The sequence below is a fragment of the Yersinia massiliensis genome (assembly GCF_003048255.1).
Classification (GTDB): Bacteria; Pseudomonadota; Gammaproteobacteria; order Enterobacterales; family Enterobacteriaceae; genus Yersinia; species Yersinia massiliensis_A.
Window position 1 is genome coordinate 1,120,979 of the sequence record NZ_CP028487.1, and the last position, 18,841, is coordinate 1,139,819.

An 18,841-nucleotide genomic window follows, 5' to 3' on the forward strand; every position below is an offset into this window, starting at 1 on the left:
CTTTAGCAACACCATGGCCTATACTATAGGGCCATAAATGACTTATTTTAGTGGGGCATGATGAAGGTATTCTCGCGCCTATTGAACTTGGATCGTCACCAAAACGAACCGGTTTATCGCCAGATTTATCAACGTATTAAAGATGCTATTGTTCAGGGCGCATTGTTACCTGATACGCGAGTGCCATCGGTGCGCGCATTGGCCAGTGAAGTGGGGGTGGCGCGAGGGACGGTAGAAAATGCCTATGCCCAGTTGATTGCCGAAGGTTATTTGCAAAGCCGTGGGCAAGGGGGAACTTACGTATCGCCCCAGCTTATTGATGCCCCTTTATTGCCCTTGAACAGTGTCGTGGAGAGTTGCCCACCGATAGCCGTCAACAATGCGCTATCGGCTAATCGTATGATGGCGCTGCCGTTTCAGTTAGGCCTGCCTGCATTGGATGCTTTCCCCCGCGCGCAGTGGGGGCGAATGATGGCTAAGCAGTTGCACAATATGACCGCCGCATCTCTCGGGCATCCACCCGTCACCGGATTACCTGCCTTACGTGAATCTATTGCCCACTATTTACAACTTTCTCGGGGATTCAGTTGTCAGCCTGAGCAAGTTTTTATTTGCGCCGGTTATCAAGCATTACTGGATTTGGTGGTGAGTACCTTACTCAAACCGGGAGATTGCGGCTGGCTAGAAGATCCTGGCTATCCTGCCACTGAACCCTTGATCCGCGAGGCTGGGTTGATCCCGTATCCGGTAAAGGTGGATGACGAAGGGATGGATGTGGCTACCGCTATTCAGTCTTGCCCACACGCGCGTTTTGCTATTGTTACGCCAGCACATCAAAGTCCGTTAGGTGTTGCGCTGAGCTTAGTGCGGCGTATGGCGCTATTGGATTGGGCGGAACAACAGCAATCTTGGATCATCGAGGATGATTATGACAGTGAGTTCCGCTATCAAGGGCGGCCGCTGCCTCCACTGAAGAGCATGGATAGGCAAGGGCGGGTGCTCTATGCCGGTACATTCAGCAAAGTAATGTTTCCAGCGTTGCGATTGGCCTATCTGGTGGTTCCACCCGCGTTGGTGGCGATTTTTAATCACCGCTGTCAGTTACGAACCTGTGCTTGTCCACCACTAATACAGGCCAGTGTGGCGGAGTTTATGAATCAGGGGCATTTTTATCGTCACCTTAAGCGCATGCGCCACTTATATGCTGAGCGCCGCGAGCGGTTATCGGTCATCCTAATGCGCCAGCTTGCGGGTATCGTTGAGGTTGAACGCCAATCAGGGGGCATTCAGTTATTGGCTCGATTGGACAGCCATTTTGTTGATAGGGAGATCGCTGCTGAAGCTCAACGTCAGGGATTGGCGATTCAAGCACTATCTGACTGGGGATTGGTGCAGAGAGCCAAACGCAATGAACGTGAGAATGGCTTGTTGATGGGGTTTACGAATCTGACGTCGGAGGCAGAAACCGATCAACTGGTGGCACGCTTGGCAAAAATAATTCGTTCTGTCTCTGAGGGATAAAACGGAGGGATAAAAAGTGTTGGCCCAAGATGTAGCACATCTGGGCCACTGATGAACCAACGACCATTAACCACATTTGAAGTAGACACAGCAATGAGGGCTATTGATTGATGGGCTAATCGGTTAATCACATGAGTTAGCGGCGCGCCAATAGCACACCCAGTACGATACCCACTGCGGCACCAATACCAACGCCTTGCCATGGCTTATCGCGAATATAGTTGTCAGCATTGCCAGCCACGTCGCGAGCATGTTGCTTCAGGCTGGTGGAACCGCTGAAGCGCGCTCGAGCATCACGTAATACACCCTCAGCATTCTGGCGAACCTTGGTCAGTTCCTCTTTCGTTTTCTCACCTGATGAACGCAAGACATCGTCGAGGGTATCTGCCAGAAGGGTCACGTCCTGATCGAGATCTCTTTCAACTTTTTCTGATTTCTTGAACATTTGACTCTCCATTTGCTTGATGAACATTAAGCATAGACTAACAATCAGCAGGTAAATCGGCTTCAGGAGTAATCCGAAGGTGAGCCGCACGAATGGCACCCATCGTGACAGGGGTCACTTTGTACATTTGGTTACTTAGCGAAACCAATGACTCACGGAAAGAGCAAATTCATTCCTCTATGATTCTTTCCAACGGCCCCATCAGGGGCTTAGCGAAACAAACTCTGAGGATTTGAAAATGAAAAAAGTATTAGCGCTGATCGTTGCTGCAACTATGGGTCTGTCTTCTGTTGCTTTCGCTGCTGAAACAACTGCAGCTGCTGCAACACCAACAGCACCCGCTGCAACCAGCACCACCGCAGCGCCTGCTGTAGAAAAAGCAGCTCCAACTAAACATAAAAAACATAAAGCCACCAAACAGACAACAGAACAGAAAGCACAGGCTGCAAAAGCCAAAAAACACGAGAAGAAAGCCGCAGTGCAAAAAGCACAGGCAGCTAAAAAACACGAGAAAAAAGCACCCGTTCAAAAAGCACAGGCTGCTAAAAAACACGTGAAAAAAGCACCAGCTCAAAAAGCACAAGCCGCTAAAAAACACCATAAAGCTGCTAAAAAATCAGTGACTGCACCTGCTGCATAAGGATCTCGGAATGCGGGGTTGAGCCCCGCACCGCCTAACCTATTCCAAACACCTGATGAAGATCGGGTGTTTTTCGTGCTTTCATTTGATCCGCGCTTGCTGCTTTCTTCCGTTTCTTGGCCCCTAATACAGACGCTACGCGCGTGTAGACTATTCCTAAATAGCCGTTTTGAACCAATAAATACGTGGTTTCCCTTATTTATTGCGGTAAGGTCGCCCAATAGTAGTTAAAAAGAGGGGAAGTCAATGTATTTACGGCCAGATGAAGTGGCTAGAGTGTTGGAGAATGCTGGCTTTGAGCGGGATTACACGGTTGATCAGGCATACGGCTACCGCAAAGCAGAACACTACGTTTATGTTAACCGCGAAGCCCGCATGGGCAGAACTGCATTGGTGATACATCCTGCACACAAAGATAAAAGCTTACTGTTTGCCACGCCGACAGCAACGCTTCGTATCAGTGATAAATATGTAGAGTTCCCACTCTATCTGGCGGGTGAGGCGGAAGACCGTTATGGTATCGCCCACGGTTTTAGCTCAAGAGAAATGTTATTGCGCTATCTGAACAGTATGTTTCAGTAAATTTGACGCGCAAGCCTACCGACATAAAATTAATTGCGCCGTCGTGCCGCTATCAATGCAGTACGGCGTCAGCTTCCGGATTAAATCGCAGATTATATTGGCGGCGAAATTGCGCTAATTCAAAGGCGTCTAAATCCAACTCAGCAAAATAGAACAATGCTGCTTCTGTGTGTTCAGCGGAAAGGATAGGCGATATATGGGCGCGAATCAGCGTATTACGCCATTGCATCACGTTTTCGTCGGAAGGGTCTTTAACAAAGGTTTGATAGATGAATACCAAATAGGCCGCCTTTCGCACATCTTCAGCGTAACCATTGCTGGTGGACCGGATGAACATTTGAGTTGGGCGTTGTCCCATTTCTTGCAACATCGATTCAATATAAATGGGCTTAATCTTCAGTAAATTTGCCAGCGTATCCACCGCCTTGCGGGTATCAGATGTCAATACACGGTAGCCCACGATAAAAACCACGATCAAAACAGCAATCATTATCCACGTCATTGAGTGTTTCTTTGCGCCATATAAAGTGAAATTGACAACGTAAAATTATCTGGCTGTAAAATCGCCCAAATCGATAAATTCAACGAAGAAGTTAAGGCGTGTTGCCACTGAAGCTATCGCTATTTTTTTGCTGATTGTTCAGATGATGATTAAACGCTGCTGCATCATTAGCCAAAGCATCAAGGTGTGCGCCCAACATTTTTATCTGCCTGACCAGTGAATGTTGCTCGGGCAAGGTATTGGCCGTATTTAGCTTTCTCAGCAACATATCATTCTTAGCACGCAATGCTGTTTCCCGCGCTTTTGACTGCTCCAGCTCATGTTGCAGTGCCGTATAACTCGCCTGCCATGTTTGGTGCTGCTTCTCAAAAGTTGCCTGCAACTCACTCATTGCATTGAGAAACTGTACTTCAAGCTCACGCATTGTCATTGCTTTTCCTTTATGACGGCTTCCGAATTTCACTGGGAGTATAACGAAATTTGAGCATAAGCTCATCCGCTAGAATCTGAGTCCTCCTGTGTTAACTCGAAGGGAGGGGTTGACTACTCCCCAATCAGGTACCCCAAGCTGCGGTTGCCATATTTAAATCCTATTGTGGGGTGATGAGGTCGAATGTGTATTACTGGCGATATTCCTATATTCAATAGTGCCCACTCAATCACTCTCTTCATCTTTTTATTATGATAATTTTCGAATTGTAAATAATATTATTTGATTGCAATTCTTTGTATTCCATTATCATTTTTTTGATTTACCTCATCTAAAACTGACATTTATCACATAAATACTTTTTAATTCTAACAAATGGATGGAAAATTAGTGAATTGCACTGAATTGAGTCTACATTACCCCTATTAATATTTGGTGCTACGCTTAACTATTTATTGAATATTTTCCTGACAGAGAATGCCCTATATTCGCTAGCTAGATAATCAAAGGATGGTACATGTCTAAACGTCTATGGCTTCGTAATACCTTTCTAACCGCGGCTTTATTGAGTGCTTTGTCTCTTCCGATTAGTGCTGCAACCCCCCACACACTGCAACTGGCTATCGGTGATGAACCCACCGAAGGTTTTGACCCTATGTTAGGGTGGAGTCATGGCAGTTATTTGCTACTCCACAGCCCATTACTGAAACAAAATGATGACCTTAGCTGGAACAGCTTTTTGCTGAGCGACTATAAAACCAGTGACGACGGTAAAACTTGGTTACTGACGCTGAAACCTGATCTTAAGTTCTCTGATGGTTCACCGCTGACGGCCAAAGATGTGGTGTTCACATACAACAATGCTGCCGCCAGTGGCGGTAAAGTGGATATGGGGAACTTTCTGAGTGCCGAAGAGATAGACCCCCTCAATGTGCGTATTCAGTTGAAAGCCCCGCAGAGTACCTTTGTGAATGTATTAGGCTCTTTGGGGATTGTTTCCGCGGATAAATATGATGCTAAGACGTATGCGCAAAAACCAATTGGTGCGGGGCCTTATCGTTTAATCAGTTTCCAACCAGGTCAGCAAATGATCGTGGAAGCGAACCCCTATTACGCGGGGAATAAAAATGACTTCGACAAGCTGATTTTTGTCTTCCTCGATGAGGATAGTGCCTTTGCTGCCGCGCAAAGCGGCCAGTTGGGTGTCGTACGTATTCCACCGTCCATGTCGGCCGGTCCAGTCAATAACATGAAGTTATGGGTCAGACCGAGTGTCGAAAACCGAGGCATTGTGTTCCCAACGACGCCATCGGGCAAAAAAGATGCGAATGGTTATCCGATTGGCAATGATGTCACGTCTGATGTTGCGATCCGCCGCGCCATTAACTATGCCATCAATCGCCAACTATTAGCTGAGCAAATCATGGAAGGCCATGCCATCCCGGCCTATACCGGCGTACAGGGGTTACCGTGGAATAGCCCAGATTCAGATATCAAAGATGGTGATATCGAGAAAGCCAAACAGATATTGGAAGAAGCCGGTTGGAAAGTGAACAAAAATGGTGTTCGCGAGAAAAATGGTGTGCCAGCGAAAATAACGCTTTGGTATACCAGTGGTGACACCACTCGTCGTGATTTAGCCCAAGCCGTGCGATCAATGCTGAAACCTATTGGTATTGACGTCGATTTAAAATCCGGCAGTTGGGAAACCGTCGAGCGCAATATGCATGCTAACCCAACGCTATTTGGCTGGGGCAGTTTAGACCCAATGGAGCTTTACCATCATTACAGCAGCAAAGCGGCTGGGGTGGAGTATTACAATCCTGGGTATTACCAAAACCCAGTGGTGGATAAGCACCTGCAACAGGCGCTCGACGCCCCAACTTGGCAGCAAGCCGTGCCGTTCTGGCAACAGGTGGATTGGGATGGTACGACAGGGGCCGGTATTCGTGGTGATGCGGCATGGGCTTGGTTACTGAATATTCAGCATACTTATCTGGCGAACGAATGTGTTGATCTCGGTAAGGGAGCGCCGGAGATTCATGGCTCTTGGTCACTGCTCAATAGCCTTGATAGCTGGAAATGGACCTGTCAGTAATGAAGGGTGTCTCACTTTTCATTGTGCGTTTAATCTGCCTGCTGCTGGTCACCGCAGTAGGCACTTTTACGCTATTGAGTTTCTCACCAGTCGATCCCATCCGCGCCTACATTGGCAGTGATTTGTTGCATGTTCCGCCAGAGCAATATCCGCTGATCGCGGCGCGTTGGGGACTGGATCTCCCTTTATGGCAGCGCTTTCTGCATTGGTTTACCCAAGTCTTACAAGGGGATTTTGGTTATTCGATGCTTTACAACGCGCCAGTTTCACAAGTTATCGGTGAGCGTTTTGCGACCTCATTTGCGTTACTGGTTTCGGCGTGGTTGTTCTCAGGGATTGTCGGGTTATTGCTAGGGCTGACGGCGGGGCGCTATCTCAATCGTTGGCCTGATCGGTTGATTTCAACACTGTCCTATTTATTGGCTTCACTGCCCACTTTCTGGATTGGCTTATTACTGCTGTCATTATTCGCGGTGAAACTGAATTGGGCACCCATTTGTTGTGCTTGGACACCGGGTAGTAATGCAGAGACGGCCAGTTGGAGTGATAAGCTGCATCATCTTATTTTACCGATGCTGGCTCTGGGGCTATTAGGGGTCGGCAATATTGCCCTGCATACCCGCGCGCGTGTTGCCGAAGTGATGAACAGTGAGTTTATTCGCTATGCGCAAGCGCAGGGGGATAAAGGGTGGTCATTGGTGAATTTTCATATTTTGCGCCACGCTATTACACCGGCACTTTGCCTGCAATTTGCCTCGGTTGGCGAATTGCTTGGGGGATCATTATTGGCTGAAAAAGTCTTTGCTTATCCTGGGTTAGGGCAGGCCACTATTGATGCTGGGCTTCATGGCGATATTCCACTCTTGATGGGGATCGTGATGTTTTGCGCCATCTTGGTATTCTGCGGTAATAGCATCGCCAATGTGCTGTTACATCGCCTCAACAGGGGGGCTGCGCGGCAACTATGACCTATAACCCCAATCAAGCTTTGTTCCGGTTGTTTGTATCATTAGCTTTACTGTCTATTTTGATTATTTATGGCTGGGCTATTTATCCCCTCGAAGTCCCAATGGATCTAATGGCTCGCCGTCAGCCGCCTTCGCTGGCTTATTGGTTTGGCACCGACAGTCTGGGGCGTGATTTGTGGATGCGCTGTTTTCAGGGCATGACCACCAGCTTACAGATAGGTCTAATTGCCGCCTTTGCCAGCGGCATACTGGCCATGCTGACTGCCAGTTTATGTGCAGTGAATAAAACGCTGGATTACCTGATTCGCGGGTTGATTGACAGCATGCTGGCATTGCCACATTTGCTATTGTTAGTGCTGATTTGCTTCACGCTAGGCGGGGGGAAACAAGGGGTCATTCTGGCGGTGGCGTTAACCCATTGGCCAAAGTTAGCTTTGATCCTACGTGCGGAAATTTTACGTATTCGTGAAACCGACTATGTGATGTTGTCGCATCGGTTAGGCAACAGCAATTTCTACCGATGGCGTCACCATCTGCTACCGTTATTACTGCCACAATGGATTGTGGGTACGCTGTTGATGTTCCCACATGCGGTGTTACACAGCGCGGCACTGAGTTTTCTCGGATTTGGGCTGTCCCCTCATGAGCCGTCGTTGGGCATATTATTGGCGGATGCATTACGTTACCTAAGTAGTGGGGCATGGTGGTTGGCATTTTTCCCAGGACTCATTTTAGTCGGATTAGTGCTGACATTTGACCAGTTTGCCCGTTCTTTGCAGCAGCTCTGGGTGAGGATAACCTGATGTTGAAATTTGATAGGTTTGCCATTGATGTTGCGCATTATCGCTGGTTAGGGCGAAAAACTTGGCATCCATTGCTCAGTCATATTTCATTGGAGATCAATCCTGGGGAGTTGGTCGCGTTAGTCGGTGGGAGTGGTGAAGGTAAAAGCTTGCTCCTGCAAAGTGTACTGGGCTTATTGCCGGATAATATGCGCTGCCACGGTGAGATTATCCTTGATGGTGAAGTCCTGTGCGCTCAAGACAAAATTGAGCAGCGTGGCAAAACCTTGTGTTACGTCCCCCAAGGCGTTAGCGCCCTGAATCCATTGATTAAAGTCGGCTCACAAATGACCCGAGCAGCGCAACTGAGCGGGGTAAAACTGCGGTTAGAAGATGTGGCTATGCAACTGCAAAACTACAATTTAGCACCGGGGCTGATAAATGATTTCCCGCGCCAACTCTCTGGCGGTATGGCCAAGCGAGTGCTGACTAGCTGTGCAACGCTGACCAATGCCCGTTATATCTTGGCCGATGAAGTGACCTCTTGGTTAGATGATGAACATGCCTGCCAGCTACTGACCCACTTACGGGCGTTTTGTCAGCAAGGGCGCGGTATTTTATGGGTCACACATGACCTCTCGTTGGCTGCACGCTTCGCCGATAAAATCGCGGTATTACATCAAGGGGAGTTGCACGAAACACTGAGCGCTGATGAGCTGAGAAATAACGGTGGTAGTCCGTGGCTGCAATCGTTGTGGGCCGCATTGCCGGAGCAGCAATTTGTGAGCAAGGCGATATCACCCTCGGAGGTAGCTGGATATGTTTAGTGTCGAGAACCTGACCATTGATCAGGGGGGAAAGCGGCTATGGGATACGATCAGTTTTTCACTCAAAGCGGGTGAGAGATTAGGTATATCAGCCCCGAGCGGTTTTGGTAAAACGACCCTTGGCCGGGTATTGGCGCAATGGCAGTCTGCCACTTCAGGGCAAATCCTACTGGGCGGTGCACCCTTAGCAAAAAAAGGGTATTGCCCTGTCCAACTGGTGCCGCAGCACCCTGAACAAAGTTTCAATCCTTATCGAACGACGGGGGAAAGTTTGCATGATGCTTGGCGGCCTGATGCCTATTGGCTCGAGCGGATGGTGGTGGATCCTGTTTGGCTGAAGCGTCGGCCCGATGAACTCTCCGGTGGGGAATTGGCCCGGATAGCGTTATTACGGGCATTGGACCCACGGACGCGTTTTTTAATTGCTGATGAAGTCACCGCGCAATTAGATGCTCATATTCAGGCCCAAATTTGGCAAGTTCTGTTGTCAGAAGCGGCCCATCGGCCACTCGGGTTAATCGTTTTTAGCCATAATAAAGCTTTATTAGAAAAAGTGTGTTCGCGGATATGGATACCGGAAAGGGAAAATAATGTTTCGATAACGGGTGGATCACAGGGAAAGCCCCATATTGGCTTGGCAATGGTAAAAACGGGGTAGGATTTATATCGTGTGGAATAATAATTGATAAGATAATTTTAACCATCGCTTAATAAATCAGCGTGATAATTAGCTACTACAAGAGTATTTCTTGGCTGATTATTTTAATCACGTTGATTAAGATCATGGTCTTATTTGGCTATGGGGAAAATGTACTTTTCAGATCTCTATAACTTAATTTTTTATGAGCCTAAATACACTAGGATAACCTCATAATATTCTGATATTTAAGTTTATTTTTATTTTTCATGGCGCGATTAATTTTAAATTGATAATTAATGATCCCTTTACAGAATTTTAGTCTATATTGATTAAAGGCTATGTTTTTACGGCAACTTATTGATTTATAGCTGACTGTTACAGAAATGTTATATCGAAATCCCGTGTGAAATAAAAGGATTCATAAGTTATGGCATTCGCTAGACAAGGCAAACGTTTAATCGATTTTTTCCTGCATGCCTTACTGTGGATTATTACAGTCACTCATTTTTGTTTTAGTAAAAAATTATTACTGAACGCAAGTTTCTTATTGATTGAAATAACGAAAAGCGGTAAAAAAAACTCACCGAAACAAATCATCATACAAATTGATTTAACAGGATAACCTCGACTCACTCTAGCTGTTGTTATTTACAGCGGTGTCATCGTGGTTATTTGTCATTTTCAGTACGTTATTTTCTCACTTTCACTTTCTTAACACGATACAGGAGGGCTTATGCAGCTCACCCCAAGAGAAGTTGAAAAGCTCATGATCTACACGCTGTCTGATGTGGCGTTCAAACGCAAAGCGCGTGGCTTGAAACTTAATTATCCGGAAGCTGTTTCGATTATTACAGTGACTGCAATGGAAGGGGCCAGAGATGGCAAATCCGTAGAAGATGTGATGAAAGAAGCCAGTAAAGTTCTGACTAAAGATGATGTGATGGATGGGGTAGCTGATCTGATCCCGAACGTTCAGGTTGAAGCCATTTTTACTGACGGAAGCCGTTTGGTTACGGTGCACGATCCAATTAAATAAGTCATGGCAGCATGCGAGTAAAACCTGAACTGATTAATGTAGAGGATTAAAGCATGAGCGCGAAGAAAAGTACTAAAGCGACGTCAGAAACAAATACCCCACTGGGTGGCTGTATTTTAGCTGACGCCCCGATCACGTTTAATGAAAATAAGCCCGTTACCAAAGTCAAAGTACGTAATACCGGTGACCGCCCTATTCAGATAGGCTCACATTTCCACTTTTTTGAAGTTAACCGCGCACTGGAATTTGATCGTGCTGCGGCCTATGGCAAACGCCTGAATATCTCCTCAACCACCGCAATCCGTTTTGAACCCGGCGATGAAACTGAAGTTTCGTTGATTCCTTACGGTGGTAAACAAACCCTGTACGGTTTTAACAATCTGGTCGATGGCTGGACCGGTGAAGGCGTGGTGCCGAATAGTGAGCGCCCAGATAAGCTTGAAGCTATCCGCCGAGCGGCTGCACGTGGTTTTAAATCGTCTAAATAAAACGTTATCTATCTAGCAAATCATCGAAATTCGCAGACGTGTGATGAAAAAACCATGACACGCACCGGAAAAAGAAAGGAGCGACAGATGCCTCAAATTTCTCGGCAAGAATACGCGGGTCTATTTGGCCCAACGACGGGCGATAAAATCCGGTTGGGTGACACCAATCTATTTATCGAAATCGAAAAAGACCTGCGCGGATATGGTGAAGAGTCGGTTTACGGTGGGGGGAAATCCCTGCGTGACGGGATGGGCGCGAATAACCAACTGACCCGTGATAATGGTGTTCTGGATTTAGTGATTACCAACGTTACCATTGTGGATGCTCGTCTGGGTGTGGTGAAAGCCGACGTGGGGGTCCGTGATGGTAAAATTGTCGGTATCGGTAAAAGTGGTAACCCCGGTGTGATGGATGGCGTGACACCGGGTCTGGTCGTCGGTGTGAGTACCGATGCGATTTCAGGTGAGCACTTGATTCTTACCGCCGCAGGTATCGACTCACACATTCATTTTATTTCACCTCAACAGGCTTACCATGCGTTATCCAATGGCGTGGCGACCTTCTTCGGCGGCGGGATTGGCCCAACCGATGGCACCAACGGCACCACGGTGACACCAGGCCCATGGAACATCCGCCAGATGCTACGTTCCGCTGAAGGTCTACCGATCAACGTCGGTTTTCTCGGGAAAGGTAATGCCTTTGGCCGTGGTCCATTGATAGAACAAGCGGTTGCTGGCGTGGTGGGCTTTAAAGTTCACGAAGACTGGGGCGCGACGGCTAACGCTATTCGACATTCATTGCGGATGGCTGACGAGATGGATATTCAAGTATCCGTGCACACCGACAGTCTGAACGAATGTGGCTATGTGGAAGATACTATTGATGCTTTCGAAGGCCGCACTATCCATACGTTCCATACCGAAGGGGCGGGTGGGGGCCATGCGCCGGATATTATCCGCGTTGCCAGCCAAATGAACGTACTACCAAGTTCCACTAACCCAACACTGCCGTATGGTGTTAACAGCCAAGCTGAGCTGTTCGACATGATCATGGTGTGCCATAACCTCAACCCGAATGTGCCAGCGGACGTTTCCTTCGCGGAAAGTCGCGTGCGGCCGGAAACCATCGCAGCAGAAAACGTCCTGCACGATATGGGGGTTATCTCCATGTTCTCCAGTGACTCTCAAGCCATGGGGCGTGTGGGGGAAAACTGGTTGCGCATTATACAAACTGCGAATGCGATGAAAGCGTCTCGCGGTAAATTGCCAGAAGATGATGCCAACAACGACAACTTCCGCGTACTGCGTTATGTCGCGAAAATCACCATTAACCCAGCGATTGCACAAGGTGTTAGCCATGTCATCGGTTCAGTTGAAGTGGGCAAAATGGCCGATTTGGTGCTGTGGGATCCTCGCTTCTTTGGTGCTAAACCAAAACTGGTTATCAAAGGCGGCATGATTAACTGGGCAGCAATGGGGGATCCAAATGCCTCATTACCGACCCCTCAGCCGGTGTTCTATCGTCCAATGTTTGGCGCCCTGGGTAAAACCATGCAAGACACCTGCGTTACGTTTGTCTCTCAGGCTGCACTAGAAGATGGTGTGAAAGAGAAAGCTGGGCTGGATCGCCAAGTGATGGCGGTTAAAAACTGCCGAACCATCTCTAAACGCGATTTAGTGCGTAATGACCAAACACCAAATATTGAAGTGGACCCTGAGACCTTTGCGGTGAAAGTGGATGGCGTACATGCCACCTGTGATCCGATTGAAACAGCCTCTATGAACCAGCGCTATTTCTTTGGTTGATGCCTTTGGTTGATACCGACGTTTCTTTGGTTCACAGACACGTCGGCTGATGTTGTTGGACGTGGCCTCTCGATTTGACGGGCCCGTCCCTTTCAGAATTCAGCTTGCCCATGGTCAGTGTCATCTCGTCTTTGGATGGGGCGACCAACAATGACGGGGATGTGTGGCACAGAAACGGATTTCATGACTGTGGGCAACTGACGACTGGCAATGGATAAACGCAAGGAGTGACAACATGATTTTGATAGAACACATTCTTGGCAATGTAAAAAAAGATCCGGTTTGGCAGGAAAAACTCAAAGGTGCCACTTTAGACTTCTTGGTATTGGATCAGCGGGAAGCGCAAAAAAGTCGCTGCCGTAAAGCCAGTACACAAGGTTTGGATTTGGGGATTTCTCTCGATCGAAATGTTGTACTTGCCGATGGTGATGTGCTGGCTTGGGATGAAGAAAGTCGTGTTGCTGTGGTGGTACAGATCAATTTGCGTGATGTCATGGTGATTGATCTTAGCGAGTTGAAAAGCCGTTCAACAGATGAATTGATTAAGACCTGCTTTGAACTGGGACATGCGTTGGGTAATCAGCATTGGAAAGCGGTCACCAAAAATAATGAGGTGTATGTACCGCTGACCGTAGCCACCACCATGATGGATTCAGTGATGAGAACTCATGGCTTCCAGCATCTTCCTTTCCGTTTTGTAAAAGGCGCAGAAATTCTTCCCCTGTTAAGTAACTCAGAAGCTCGGCTGCTGTTTGGTGGCGCGGAAGATACGGATACTCACGTTCATGTCGCCAGCCCTCTAGATGAACCCCATGGTTCCGGTCTGCATATTCACGCCATTCACTCCCATGGCGACGGGCATAGTCATGACCATGACCACGGCCATGATCACAGTCATAGCGACCATGATCACGACCATAAACACTGATTAGGAATGAGGGCACCGCGATGAACGCATCAGATCTCATTCGTATTATGCAATTTGGTGATTCCGTACTGCCGGTCGGGGCCTTTACGTTTTCCAATGGCGTGGAATCCGCCATTCAGACCGGCGTCGTTCATGATGTGGCGACATTAAAAGGTTTTGTCCTGACGGCGCTTAAACAGGCCGCCAGTTGTGATGGGATGGGGGTGGTAGCCGCCCACCGTGCCGTGATGGCCGATGATAGGGATGGCATCATCCGTGCTGATTGGGCCGTGAATAACCGCAAGCTCAATGAAGAAAGCCGCTTAATGGCGACCCGTATGGGGAAAAAGCTGGCAGAGATGTCAATCCACGTGGTGGAGCATCCACTGATTAGCTGGTGGCTGGAGCAGATCAAAAGCGGCAACGCTGCCGGGACGTATCCGGTCACTCAAGCGGTGGTGATGGCTGCTCAAGGAATAGGGCAACGTGAAGTGGTGGTGATGCATCAATACGGTGTGGCGATGACCATTCTGAGTGCGGCCATGCGTTTGATGCGCGTTACCCATTTCGATACTCAGCACATTCTGTTTGAGTTGAACCATGACATTGAGACATTTTGCGATATTGCCGAGATTGGCGATATCAATCAGATGTCATCTTATGTCCCTATTGTGGATGTGTTGGCGGCGGTGCATGTGAAGGCACACGTTCGTCTCTTTAGTAATTGAGCCGCCATTTATGGCGAGGCTCCCGATACACAATGAATTCTGAGTGTTGAGTGAACGTGTTCACTTGGCGCATAGGCAATATCAGATAAAAACGAAGAGGATTACTCCGTGAATAGCCATTCAACCGATAAACGCAAAAAGATTACTCGCATTGGTATTGGTGGCCCGGTGGGGTCAGGTAAGACCGCCATTATTGAAGTGATCACCCCTATTTTGATTAAGCGGGGCATTAAGCCACTCATTATTACCAACGATATCGTCACCACTGAAGATGCTAAGCAAGTAAAACGGACACTGAAAGGCATTTTGGAAGAGGAAAAGATCCTCGGGGTGGAAACCGGAGCTTGCCCACACACCGCGGTACGTGAAGACCCGAGTATGAACATCGCCGCGGTAGAAGAGATGGAAGAACGCTTCCCTGACAGCGACCTGATTATGATTGAAAGTGGCGGCGATAACCTGACACTGACGTTCAGCCCTGCGCTAGCAGACTTCTATATCTATGTTATCGATGTGGCCGAAGGGGAAAAGATCCCGCGTAAAAACGGTCCAGGCTTAGTTCAGGCAGACATCTTAGTCATTAATAAAATCGACTTGGCACCTTACGTTGGGGCGAGTTTGGATGTGATGGAAAGTGATACCAAAGTGGTCCGCGGTGAGCGCCCCTATATTTTGACCAACTGCAAAACTGGGCAGGGCATTGAAGAGTTGGTGGACATGATTATGCGTGACTTCTTATTTACTCACGTACAACCGCAAGGAGCGAATGCATGACATTCCAGAGCCAGAATATCGTGGAAACACCTTCACGGGTTCGTGCTCACGCATTAGGGACTCACGCGCCTGAACTCGCGGAATATCAGGACGAACCGGCGCAAATGCGTAGCGGGGCCGTAGGAAAAAGTGGCTATCTTTACCTGAGATTTGTTAAACGTGAGCACCGCAGTATTTTGGCAGAAATGGAACGGCGGGTGCCCTCGATGGTGCAAAAAGCGTTGTATTGGGATGAAGAAATGCCCGAATTACCCTGTGTCACCATGATTTCAACATCAGGGTGCATTCTGCAAGGTGATCGGCTGGCAACAGATGTACACGTGGAAGCAGGCGCTTGCGCCCATGTCACCACTCAGTCGGCCACTAAAGTTCATATGATGAATGCCAATTACGCGTCACAAATTCAAAACTTCAGGGTAGAAGAGGGGGGCTATTTGGAGTTTATGCCGGACCCATTGATCCCTCATCGGAATTCACGGTTTATCACCGATACCACCATTAATATTCATCCGACGGCGACGGCAATTTATTCAGAAGTGTTGATATCAGGACGTAAATATCACCACGAGGATGAACGTTTCGGTTTCGATGTCTATTCATCCCGAGTCGCTGCTCACCATTTGGCGGGTAAAGAGCTGTTTGTTGAAAAGTATGTGTTAGAGCCAAAGACCGAGAGCCTTGATGCCATTGGTGTTATGCAGTCATTTGATGCCTTTGGTAACGTGATTTTATTGACGCCAAAAGAGCATCATGATCGCATTTTAGCGCGGGTTCCGGCGCGTTTTGATATCAAGGGCGGTATTGCCAGTGGTGCGACACGCTTACCTAATGACTGCGGCATCGTGTTTAAAGCACTGGGTATCGATAGCGCAGGTGTTAAAGAAGAAATCAGGCAATTTTGGAAGATAGCGCGTGAGGAAATTCTGGGTGTGACATTGCCGGAAAAATTCTTGTGGCGCTAAGTGTAACCCAACGGTATCCAGTTTCATGGATACCGGTATGGCTGCATGCAACTTTAAGTTAGAAAGGTAAACATGATGAATACTAAAACCGGCAATTTATCTGGCTGGGCGCAGCTCAGCAATTCGAATGTTTTCATTGAATTTATCGATACAACACTGCGCGGCTGTGCTCAGGTTATGTTCCAAAATAACCCATTGACGGGGTTATTCTTTTTTATCGCTATATTTGTGGGTGCTTACGGTGAAGGGAATCCGGCAGTCGCCTTCGGTTGTGTGTTGGGGACGGCGGTGGCGACACTCACTGGGCTCACCATGCGTGATCGCGCCTCTTGGCGCTCTGGATTATACGGCTATAACGGCTGCCTAGTTGGCGCGGCGTTACCGACATTTTTGGTCGCTACACCGGTGGTTTGGGCCTGTATTATCTTGGGCAGCATTGTGTCGGTTATCGTCATGGCTTGTATTGCCGACATTTTAAAAACGTGGAAAGTCGCAGCATTAACAGCCCCTTTTGTTTTAACGACTTGGATGATATTGCTGGCCAGCTACGCCTTTGCCGGTTTGCATAGCAGTGGATTACCCACGCCTGCACTCCCGCACCCATTTGTTTTAGCGGCGGGAACAGCGACGGGTGCTAATATTTTTGTCACCCTGTTTAATGGTATTTCTGAGGTGTTCTTACTCAGTAGCTTGGTTGGCGGCATTCTCTTTGTCATTGGGCTAGCCGTGGAATCACTCTGGGCTGCGGTCTTTGCTATCGGCGGTTCAATTCTTGCTATTTTCACTGCCATGTTCCTTGGCGCGGACCCGAGCAGTATTGATGCTGGCATGTATGCATTCAGTGCGGTATTAACTGCAATTGCGCTGGGTTCAACCTTCAATAAACCCAGTTGGCGTGTATTGGCTTATACCATTATCGGCGTTATTTTCACGGTTATCGTGCAGGGTGCCCTGAACATATTATTGTCCCCGATCGGTATTCCGACCCTCACAATGCCTTTTGTTCTCGCTTCATGGTTATTCCTGGTTCCTAATAAAGATGTCATGCCGGCGCACAGACAATAACGATATTATTCTGGAGTACAAACATGGCGACAGGAATAGAGAGAACCAGCGCATTTGGCAATCGGGAGACAAAGCTTCGTGCTATCTACTTACTGATTGGATTAGTGGTTGTTAACGCTCTGGCATGGGTTTGGGCATTTATTGAATTCAATAATAATGCAGTATTGATGGGGATGGCGTTTCTGGCTTATAGCTTTGGTTTACGTCATGCAGTTGATGCTGACCATATTGCCGCCATTGATAACGTCACACGAAAATTGATGCAGCAGGGTAAAACGCCGATCGCCGTTGGGACATTCTTTTCTCTTGGTCATTCCACCATCGTCATATTAGCTTCATTAGCCATTGCTGCGACAGCAATGGCATTTAAAAATAATATGACGTGGTTCCATGAAACGGGCGGCTTGATTGGCACCTTGGTTTCATCCCTCTTTTTGCTATTGTTCGCCTTTCTTAATTTGACCATCCTGATATCAGTGTACAAAAAATTCAAGCAAGTCAAAGCGGGCAAAGTTTACCAAGATGAAGAGCTCGATTTACTGGTGGCGAATAATGGCGGAGTCTTAGCCAGACTGTTTAAGCGTGTCTTTAATATGGTCAATAAAAGCTGGCATATGTATCCGGTTGGTTTTTTATTTGGCTTGGGGTTTGATACCGCTACTGAGATTGGGGTGTTAGGTATTTCGGCTGCCAGTGCGACCCATGGCATGAATTTATGGTCGATTATGGTCTTCCCCATTTTATTTGCTGCTGGGATGGCATTGATCGATTCACTCGATAATTTTGTGATGATAGGTGCTTATGGTTGGGCATTTTCTAAACCGGTACGGAAATTGTATTACAACATTACCATTACAGCCGCTTCCGTTATTATCGCTTTCTTTATTGGTGGCATAGAAGCGTTGGGATTAATCGCCGATAAACTGAGTCTCACTGGCGGCATTTGGACACCTATCAATAATATTAGCGAGAATATGGGGGAGATAGGCTATTGGATTATTGGGATGTTTATTCTCTGCTGGTTGATTTCCGCCGTTAATTACTATGTTCGTGGTTATGATAATTTGAGTATCACTCGTTAACTCATGATTAATTAAATAGAACACTAAAAACAATCAGGCGCTTATACAAGATATAAGCGCCTGATTGATTAAGTCTATTGTGTTAAGTTACATGTGTTTTTTCGCAAAACCTAGAATATCTTGCTTAATTTCAGACAGTTTACTCTCAGGTGCCTTTTTACAGACCTCAACGACTTTCGGTGTCACGATAGTGTCAGTTTCATGCAAATCAACATAATCGCCTTGTTTGTACTGAGTATTATCATTCAATACCCAATAAACGACAGGAGTAAATGACTTTGGATTCAGATCCAGGAACTCTTTGCAGGTCATATCACTCGGGGTCGTTGTTGTTGCTTTAGTGGTTGCTGCAAAACTTGTTGCGGCAGCGGAAAGTAATAAACCAGTCAATGCAATATTACGAAGTGATTTGTAGGACATGCTTATTTCCTTATTTATCTTTTCAATACTGTTGAATATTTCCAGCATTAAATTAAGGGTGATGAATATCACTCAACAATGAGAACGCCAGCAGCATTATCTGCCGGAGTGCGAGTATATTATTGTCCATGATGGGCA

22 protein-coding genes are annotated in these 18,841 nt (G+C 47.4%); 18 read left to right on the top strand and 4 right to left on the bottom strand.

All coding sequences use genetic code 11. The features are described 5' to 3' along the window. Window positions 1-57: 57 nt before the first annotated feature. Complete coding sequence (locus DA391_RS05125) at window positions 58-1,521, top strand: PLP-dependent aminotransferase family protein (RefSeq protein ID WP_050082122.1); 1,464 nt, start codon at window positions 58-60, stop codon at window positions 1,519-1,521. A 136-nt stretch (window positions 1,522-1,657) separates the two neighbouring features. Here the strand turns inward: DA391_RS05125 and DA391_RS05130 are convergent, their stop codons facing one another. After that, window positions 1,658-1,966: a DUF883 family protein gene (locus DA391_RS05130; protein WP_019212279.1), complete on the bottom strand. Its 309-nt coding sequence runs from the start codon at window positions 1,964-1,966 to the stop codon at window positions 1,658-1,660. 238 nt (window positions 1,967-2,204) lie between these two features. On the opposite strand from DA391_RS05130, the gene asr reads away from it, so the two are divergent. Then, the gene (asr, locus tag DA391_RS05135; protein WP_049608014.1) at window positions 2,205-2,606 is read left to right on the top strand and encodes an acid resistance repetitive basic protein Asr; all 402 of its coding nucleotides are present in this window, start codon (window positions 2,205-2,207) and stop codon (window positions 2,604-2,606) included. Between the two features lie 246 nt (window positions 2,607-2,852). After that, complete coding sequence (locus DA391_RS05140) at window positions 2,853-3,188, top strand: DUF2002 family protein (RefSeq protein ID WP_019212277.1); 336 nt, start codon at window positions 2,853-2,855, stop codon at window positions 3,186-3,188. Between the two features lie 52 nt (window positions 3,189-3,240). Here DA391_RS05140 and DA391_RS05145 read toward each other — a convergent pair whose 3' ends face one another. Continuing rightward, on the bottom strand, window positions 3,241-3,690 hold the full coding sequence (locus tag DA391_RS05145) for a DUF1198 domain-containing protein (protein WP_050082118.1): 450 nt from the start codon (window positions 3,688-3,690) through the stop codon (window positions 3,241-3,243). A gap of 91 nt (window positions 3,691-3,781) precedes the next feature. Then, a complete protein-coding gene (locus DA391_RS05150; protein WP_050082117.1) occupies window positions 3,782-4,120 on the bottom strand; it encodes an MbeD/MobD family mobilization/exclusion protein in 339 nt (112 codons plus the stop codon). A gap of 517 nt (window positions 4,121-4,637) precedes the next feature. Between DA391_RS05150 and DA391_RS05155 the strand changes: the two genes are divergently transcribed. From DA391_RS05155 to DA391_RS05225, 15 genes are all read left to right on the top strand, one after another. Further along, the gene (locus DA391_RS05155) at window positions 4,638-6,218 is read left to right on the top strand and encodes an ABC transporter substrate-binding protein (RefSeq protein ID WP_050287094.1); all 1,581 of its coding nucleotides are present in this window, start codon (window positions 4,638-4,640) and stop codon (window positions 6,216-6,218) included. Next, window positions 6,218-7,186 (top strand): ABC transporter permease, encoded by a 969-nt coding sequence (locus DA391_RS05160; RefSeq protein ID WP_072084747.1) that lies wholly within the window; start codon window positions 6,218-6,220, stop codon window positions 7,184-7,186. Before DA391_RS05155 ends, DA391_RS05160 begins: the two co-directional genes overlap by 1 nt. After that, window positions 7,183-7,989 carry an ABC transporter permease gene (locus tag DA391_RS05165; protein ID WP_050082114.1) on the top strand — a complete coding sequence of 269 codons (807 nt, stop codon included), beginning with the start codon at window positions 7,183-7,185 and terminating at the stop codon, window positions 7,987-7,989. The genes DA391_RS05160 and DA391_RS05165 overlap by 4 nt, the downstream gene beginning before the upstream one ends. Next, window positions 7,989-8,795: an ATP-binding cassette domain-containing protein gene (locus tag DA391_RS05170; protein WP_050082113.1), complete on the top strand. Its 807-nt coding sequence runs from the start codon at window positions 7,989-7,991 to the stop codon at window positions 8,793-8,795. The genes DA391_RS05165 and DA391_RS05170 overlap by 1 nt, the downstream gene beginning before the upstream one ends. Continuing rightward, complete coding sequence (locus DA391_RS05175) at window positions 8,788-9,453, top strand: ATP-binding cassette domain-containing protein (RefSeq protein ID WP_050082112.1); 666 nt, start codon at window positions 8,788-8,790, stop codon at window positions 9,451-9,453. Before DA391_RS05170 ends, DA391_RS05175 begins: the two co-directional genes overlap by 8 nt. Before the next feature lie 409 nt (window positions 9,454-9,862). After that, the gene (locus DA391_RS05180) at window positions 9,863-10,057 is read left to right on the top strand and encodes a hypothetical protein (protein ID WP_050082111.1); all 195 of its coding nucleotides are present in this window, start codon (window positions 9,863-9,865) and stop codon (window positions 10,055-10,057) included. Window positions 10,058-10,168: 111 nt separating this feature from the next. Then, window positions 10,169-10,471, top strand: a complete 303-nt coding sequence (locus DA391_RS05185) for an urease subunit gamma (protein WP_002215288.1) — start codon at window positions 10,169-10,171, stop codon at window positions 10,469-10,471. Window positions 10,472-10,524: 53 nt separating this feature from the next. Beyond that, on the top strand, window positions 10,525-10,959 hold the full coding sequence (gene ureB, locus DA391_RS05190; protein WP_050082110.1) for an urease subunit beta: 435 nt from the start codon (window positions 10,525-10,527) through the stop codon (window positions 10,957-10,959). Window positions 10,960-11,046: 87 nt separating this feature from the next. Further along, the gene (locus tag DA391_RS05195; protein WP_049607991.1) at window positions 11,047-12,765 is read left to right on the top strand and encodes an urease subunit alpha; all 1,719 of its coding nucleotides are present in this window, start codon (window positions 11,047-11,049) and stop codon (window positions 12,763-12,765) included. Window positions 12,766-13,000: 235 nt separating this feature from the next. Beyond that, window positions 13,001-13,693, top strand: coding sequence for an urease accessory protein UreE (gene ureE / locus DA391_RS05200; RefSeq protein WP_050082108.1), 693 nt, complete (start codon window positions 13,001-13,003; stop codon window positions 13,691-13,693). 20 nt (window positions 13,694-13,713) lie between these two features. Beyond that, window positions 13,714-14,400, top strand: coding sequence for an urease accessory protein UreF (locus DA391_RS05205; protein ID WP_019212265.1), 687 nt, complete (start codon window positions 13,714-13,716; stop codon window positions 14,398-14,400). 108 nt (window positions 14,401-14,508) lie between these two features. Continuing rightward, complete coding sequence (gene ureG / locus DA391_RS05210; RefSeq protein ID WP_050082107.1) at window positions 14,509-15,174, top strand: urease accessory protein UreG; 666 nt, start codon at window positions 14,509-14,511, stop codon at window positions 15,172-15,174. Beyond that, window positions 15,171-16,136 (top strand): urease accessory protein UreD, encoded by a 966-nt coding sequence (locus DA391_RS05215; protein ID WP_108087421.1) that lies wholly within the window; start codon window positions 15,171-15,173, stop codon window positions 16,134-16,136. The genes ureG and DA391_RS05215 overlap by 4 nt, the downstream gene beginning before the upstream one ends. Window positions 16,137-16,211: 75 nt before the next feature. Then, window positions 16,212-17,201 (top strand): urea transporter, encoded by a 990-nt coding sequence (yut, locus tag DA391_RS05220; RefSeq protein WP_049607983.1) that lies wholly within the window; start codon window positions 16,212-16,214, stop codon window positions 17,199-17,201. Window positions 17,202-17,224: 23 nt separating this feature from the next. After that, window positions 17,225-18,283 (top strand): HoxN/HupN/NixA family nickel/cobalt transporter, encoded by a 1,059-nt coding sequence (locus tag DA391_RS05225; RefSeq protein WP_050287091.1) that lies wholly within the window; start codon window positions 17,225-17,227, stop codon window positions 18,281-18,283. Between the two features lie 87 nt (window positions 18,284-18,370). On the opposite strand, the gene hdeB is transcribed toward DA391_RS05225, so the two are convergent. Continuing rightward, entirely contained in the window at window positions 18,371-18,703 is a 333-nt protein-coding gene (gene hdeB / locus DA391_RS05230) for an acid-activated periplasmic chaperone HdeB (protein ID WP_019212260.1), read from the bottom strand. Window positions 18,704-18,841 lie beyond the last annotated feature (138 nt).

Excerpts from the sequence above, each read along its gene's own strand:
- DA391_RS05225 (WP_050287091.1), top strand. The coding sequence starts at position 17,225 with ATGGCGACAGGAATAGAGAGAACCAGCGCATTTGGCAATCGGGAGACA.
- yut (WP_049607983.1), top strand. The coding sequence starts at position 16,212 with ATGAATACTAAAACCGGCAATTTATCTGGCTGGGCGCAGCTCAGCAAT.
- ureB (WP_050082110.1), top strand. The coding sequence starts at position 10,525 with ATGAGCGCGAAGAAAAGTACTAAAGCGACGTCAGAAACAAATACCCCA.
- DA391_RS05130 (WP_019212279.1), bottom strand. The coding sequence starts at position 1,966 with ATGTTCAAGAAATCAGAAAAAGTTGAAAGAGATCTCGATCAGGACGTG.
- hdeB (WP_019212260.1), bottom strand. The coding sequence starts at position 18,703 with ATGTCCTACAAATCACTTCGTAATATTGCATTGACTGGTTTATTACTT.
- DA391_RS05175 (WP_050082112.1), top strand. The coding sequence starts at position 8,788 with ATGTTTAGTGTCGAGAACCTGACCATTGATCAGGGGGGAAAGCGGCTA.
- DA391_RS05180 (WP_050082111.1), top strand. The coding sequence starts at position 9,863 with ATGGCATTCGCTAGACAAGGCAAACGTTTAATCGATTTTTTCCTGCAT.
- ureE (WP_050082108.1), top strand. The coding sequence starts at position 13,001 with ATGATTTTGATAGAACACATTCTTGGCAATGTAAAAAAAGATCCGGTT.
- DA391_RS05140 (WP_019212277.1), top strand. The coding sequence starts at position 2,853 with ATGTATTTACGGCCAGATGAAGTGGCTAGAGTGTTGGAGAATGCTGGC.
- DA391_RS05215 (WP_108087421.1), top strand. The coding sequence starts at position 15,171 with ATGACATTCCAGAGCCAGAATATCGTGGAAACACCTTCACGGGTTCGT.
- DA391_RS05165 (WP_050082114.1), top strand. The coding sequence starts at position 7,183 with ATGACCTATAACCCCAATCAAGCTTTGTTCCGGTTGTTTGTATCATTA.
- DA391_RS05150 (WP_050082117.1), bottom strand. The coding sequence starts at position 4,120 with ATGACAATGCGTGAGCTTGAAGTACAGTTTCTCAATGCAATGAGTGAG.
- DA391_RS05125 (WP_050082122.1), top strand. The coding sequence starts at position 58 with ATGATGAAGGTATTCTCGCGCCTATTGAACTTGGATCGTCACCAAAAC.
- DA391_RS05170 (WP_050082113.1), top strand. The coding sequence starts at position 7,989 with ATGTTGAAATTTGATAGGTTTGCCATTGATGTTGCGCATTATCGCTGG.
- DA391_RS05155 (WP_050287094.1), top strand. The coding sequence starts at position 4,638 with ATGTCTAAACGTCTATGGCTTCGTAATACCTTTCTAACCGCGGCTTTA.
- asr (WP_049608014.1), top strand. The coding sequence starts at position 2,205 with ATGAAAAAAGTATTAGCGCTGATCGTTGCTGCAACTATGGGTCTGTCT.
- DA391_RS05145 (WP_050082118.1), bottom strand. The coding sequence starts at position 3,690 with ATGACGTGGATAATGATTGCTGTTTTGATCGTGGTTTTTATCGTGGGC.
- DA391_RS05185 (WP_002215288.1), top strand. The coding sequence starts at position 10,169 with ATGCAGCTCACCCCAAGAGAAGTTGAAAAGCTCATGATCTACACGCTG.
- DA391_RS05195 (WP_049607991.1), top strand. The coding sequence starts at position 11,047 with ATGCCTCAAATTTCTCGGCAAGAATACGCGGGTCTATTTGGCCCAACG.
- DA391_RS05205 (WP_019212265.1), top strand. The coding sequence starts at position 13,714 with ATGAACGCATCAGATCTCATTCGTATTATGCAATTTGGTGATTCCGTA.
- DA391_RS05160 (WP_072084747.1), top strand. The coding sequence starts at position 6,218 with ATGAAGGGTGTCTCACTTTTCATTGTGCGTTTAATCTGCCTGCTGCTG.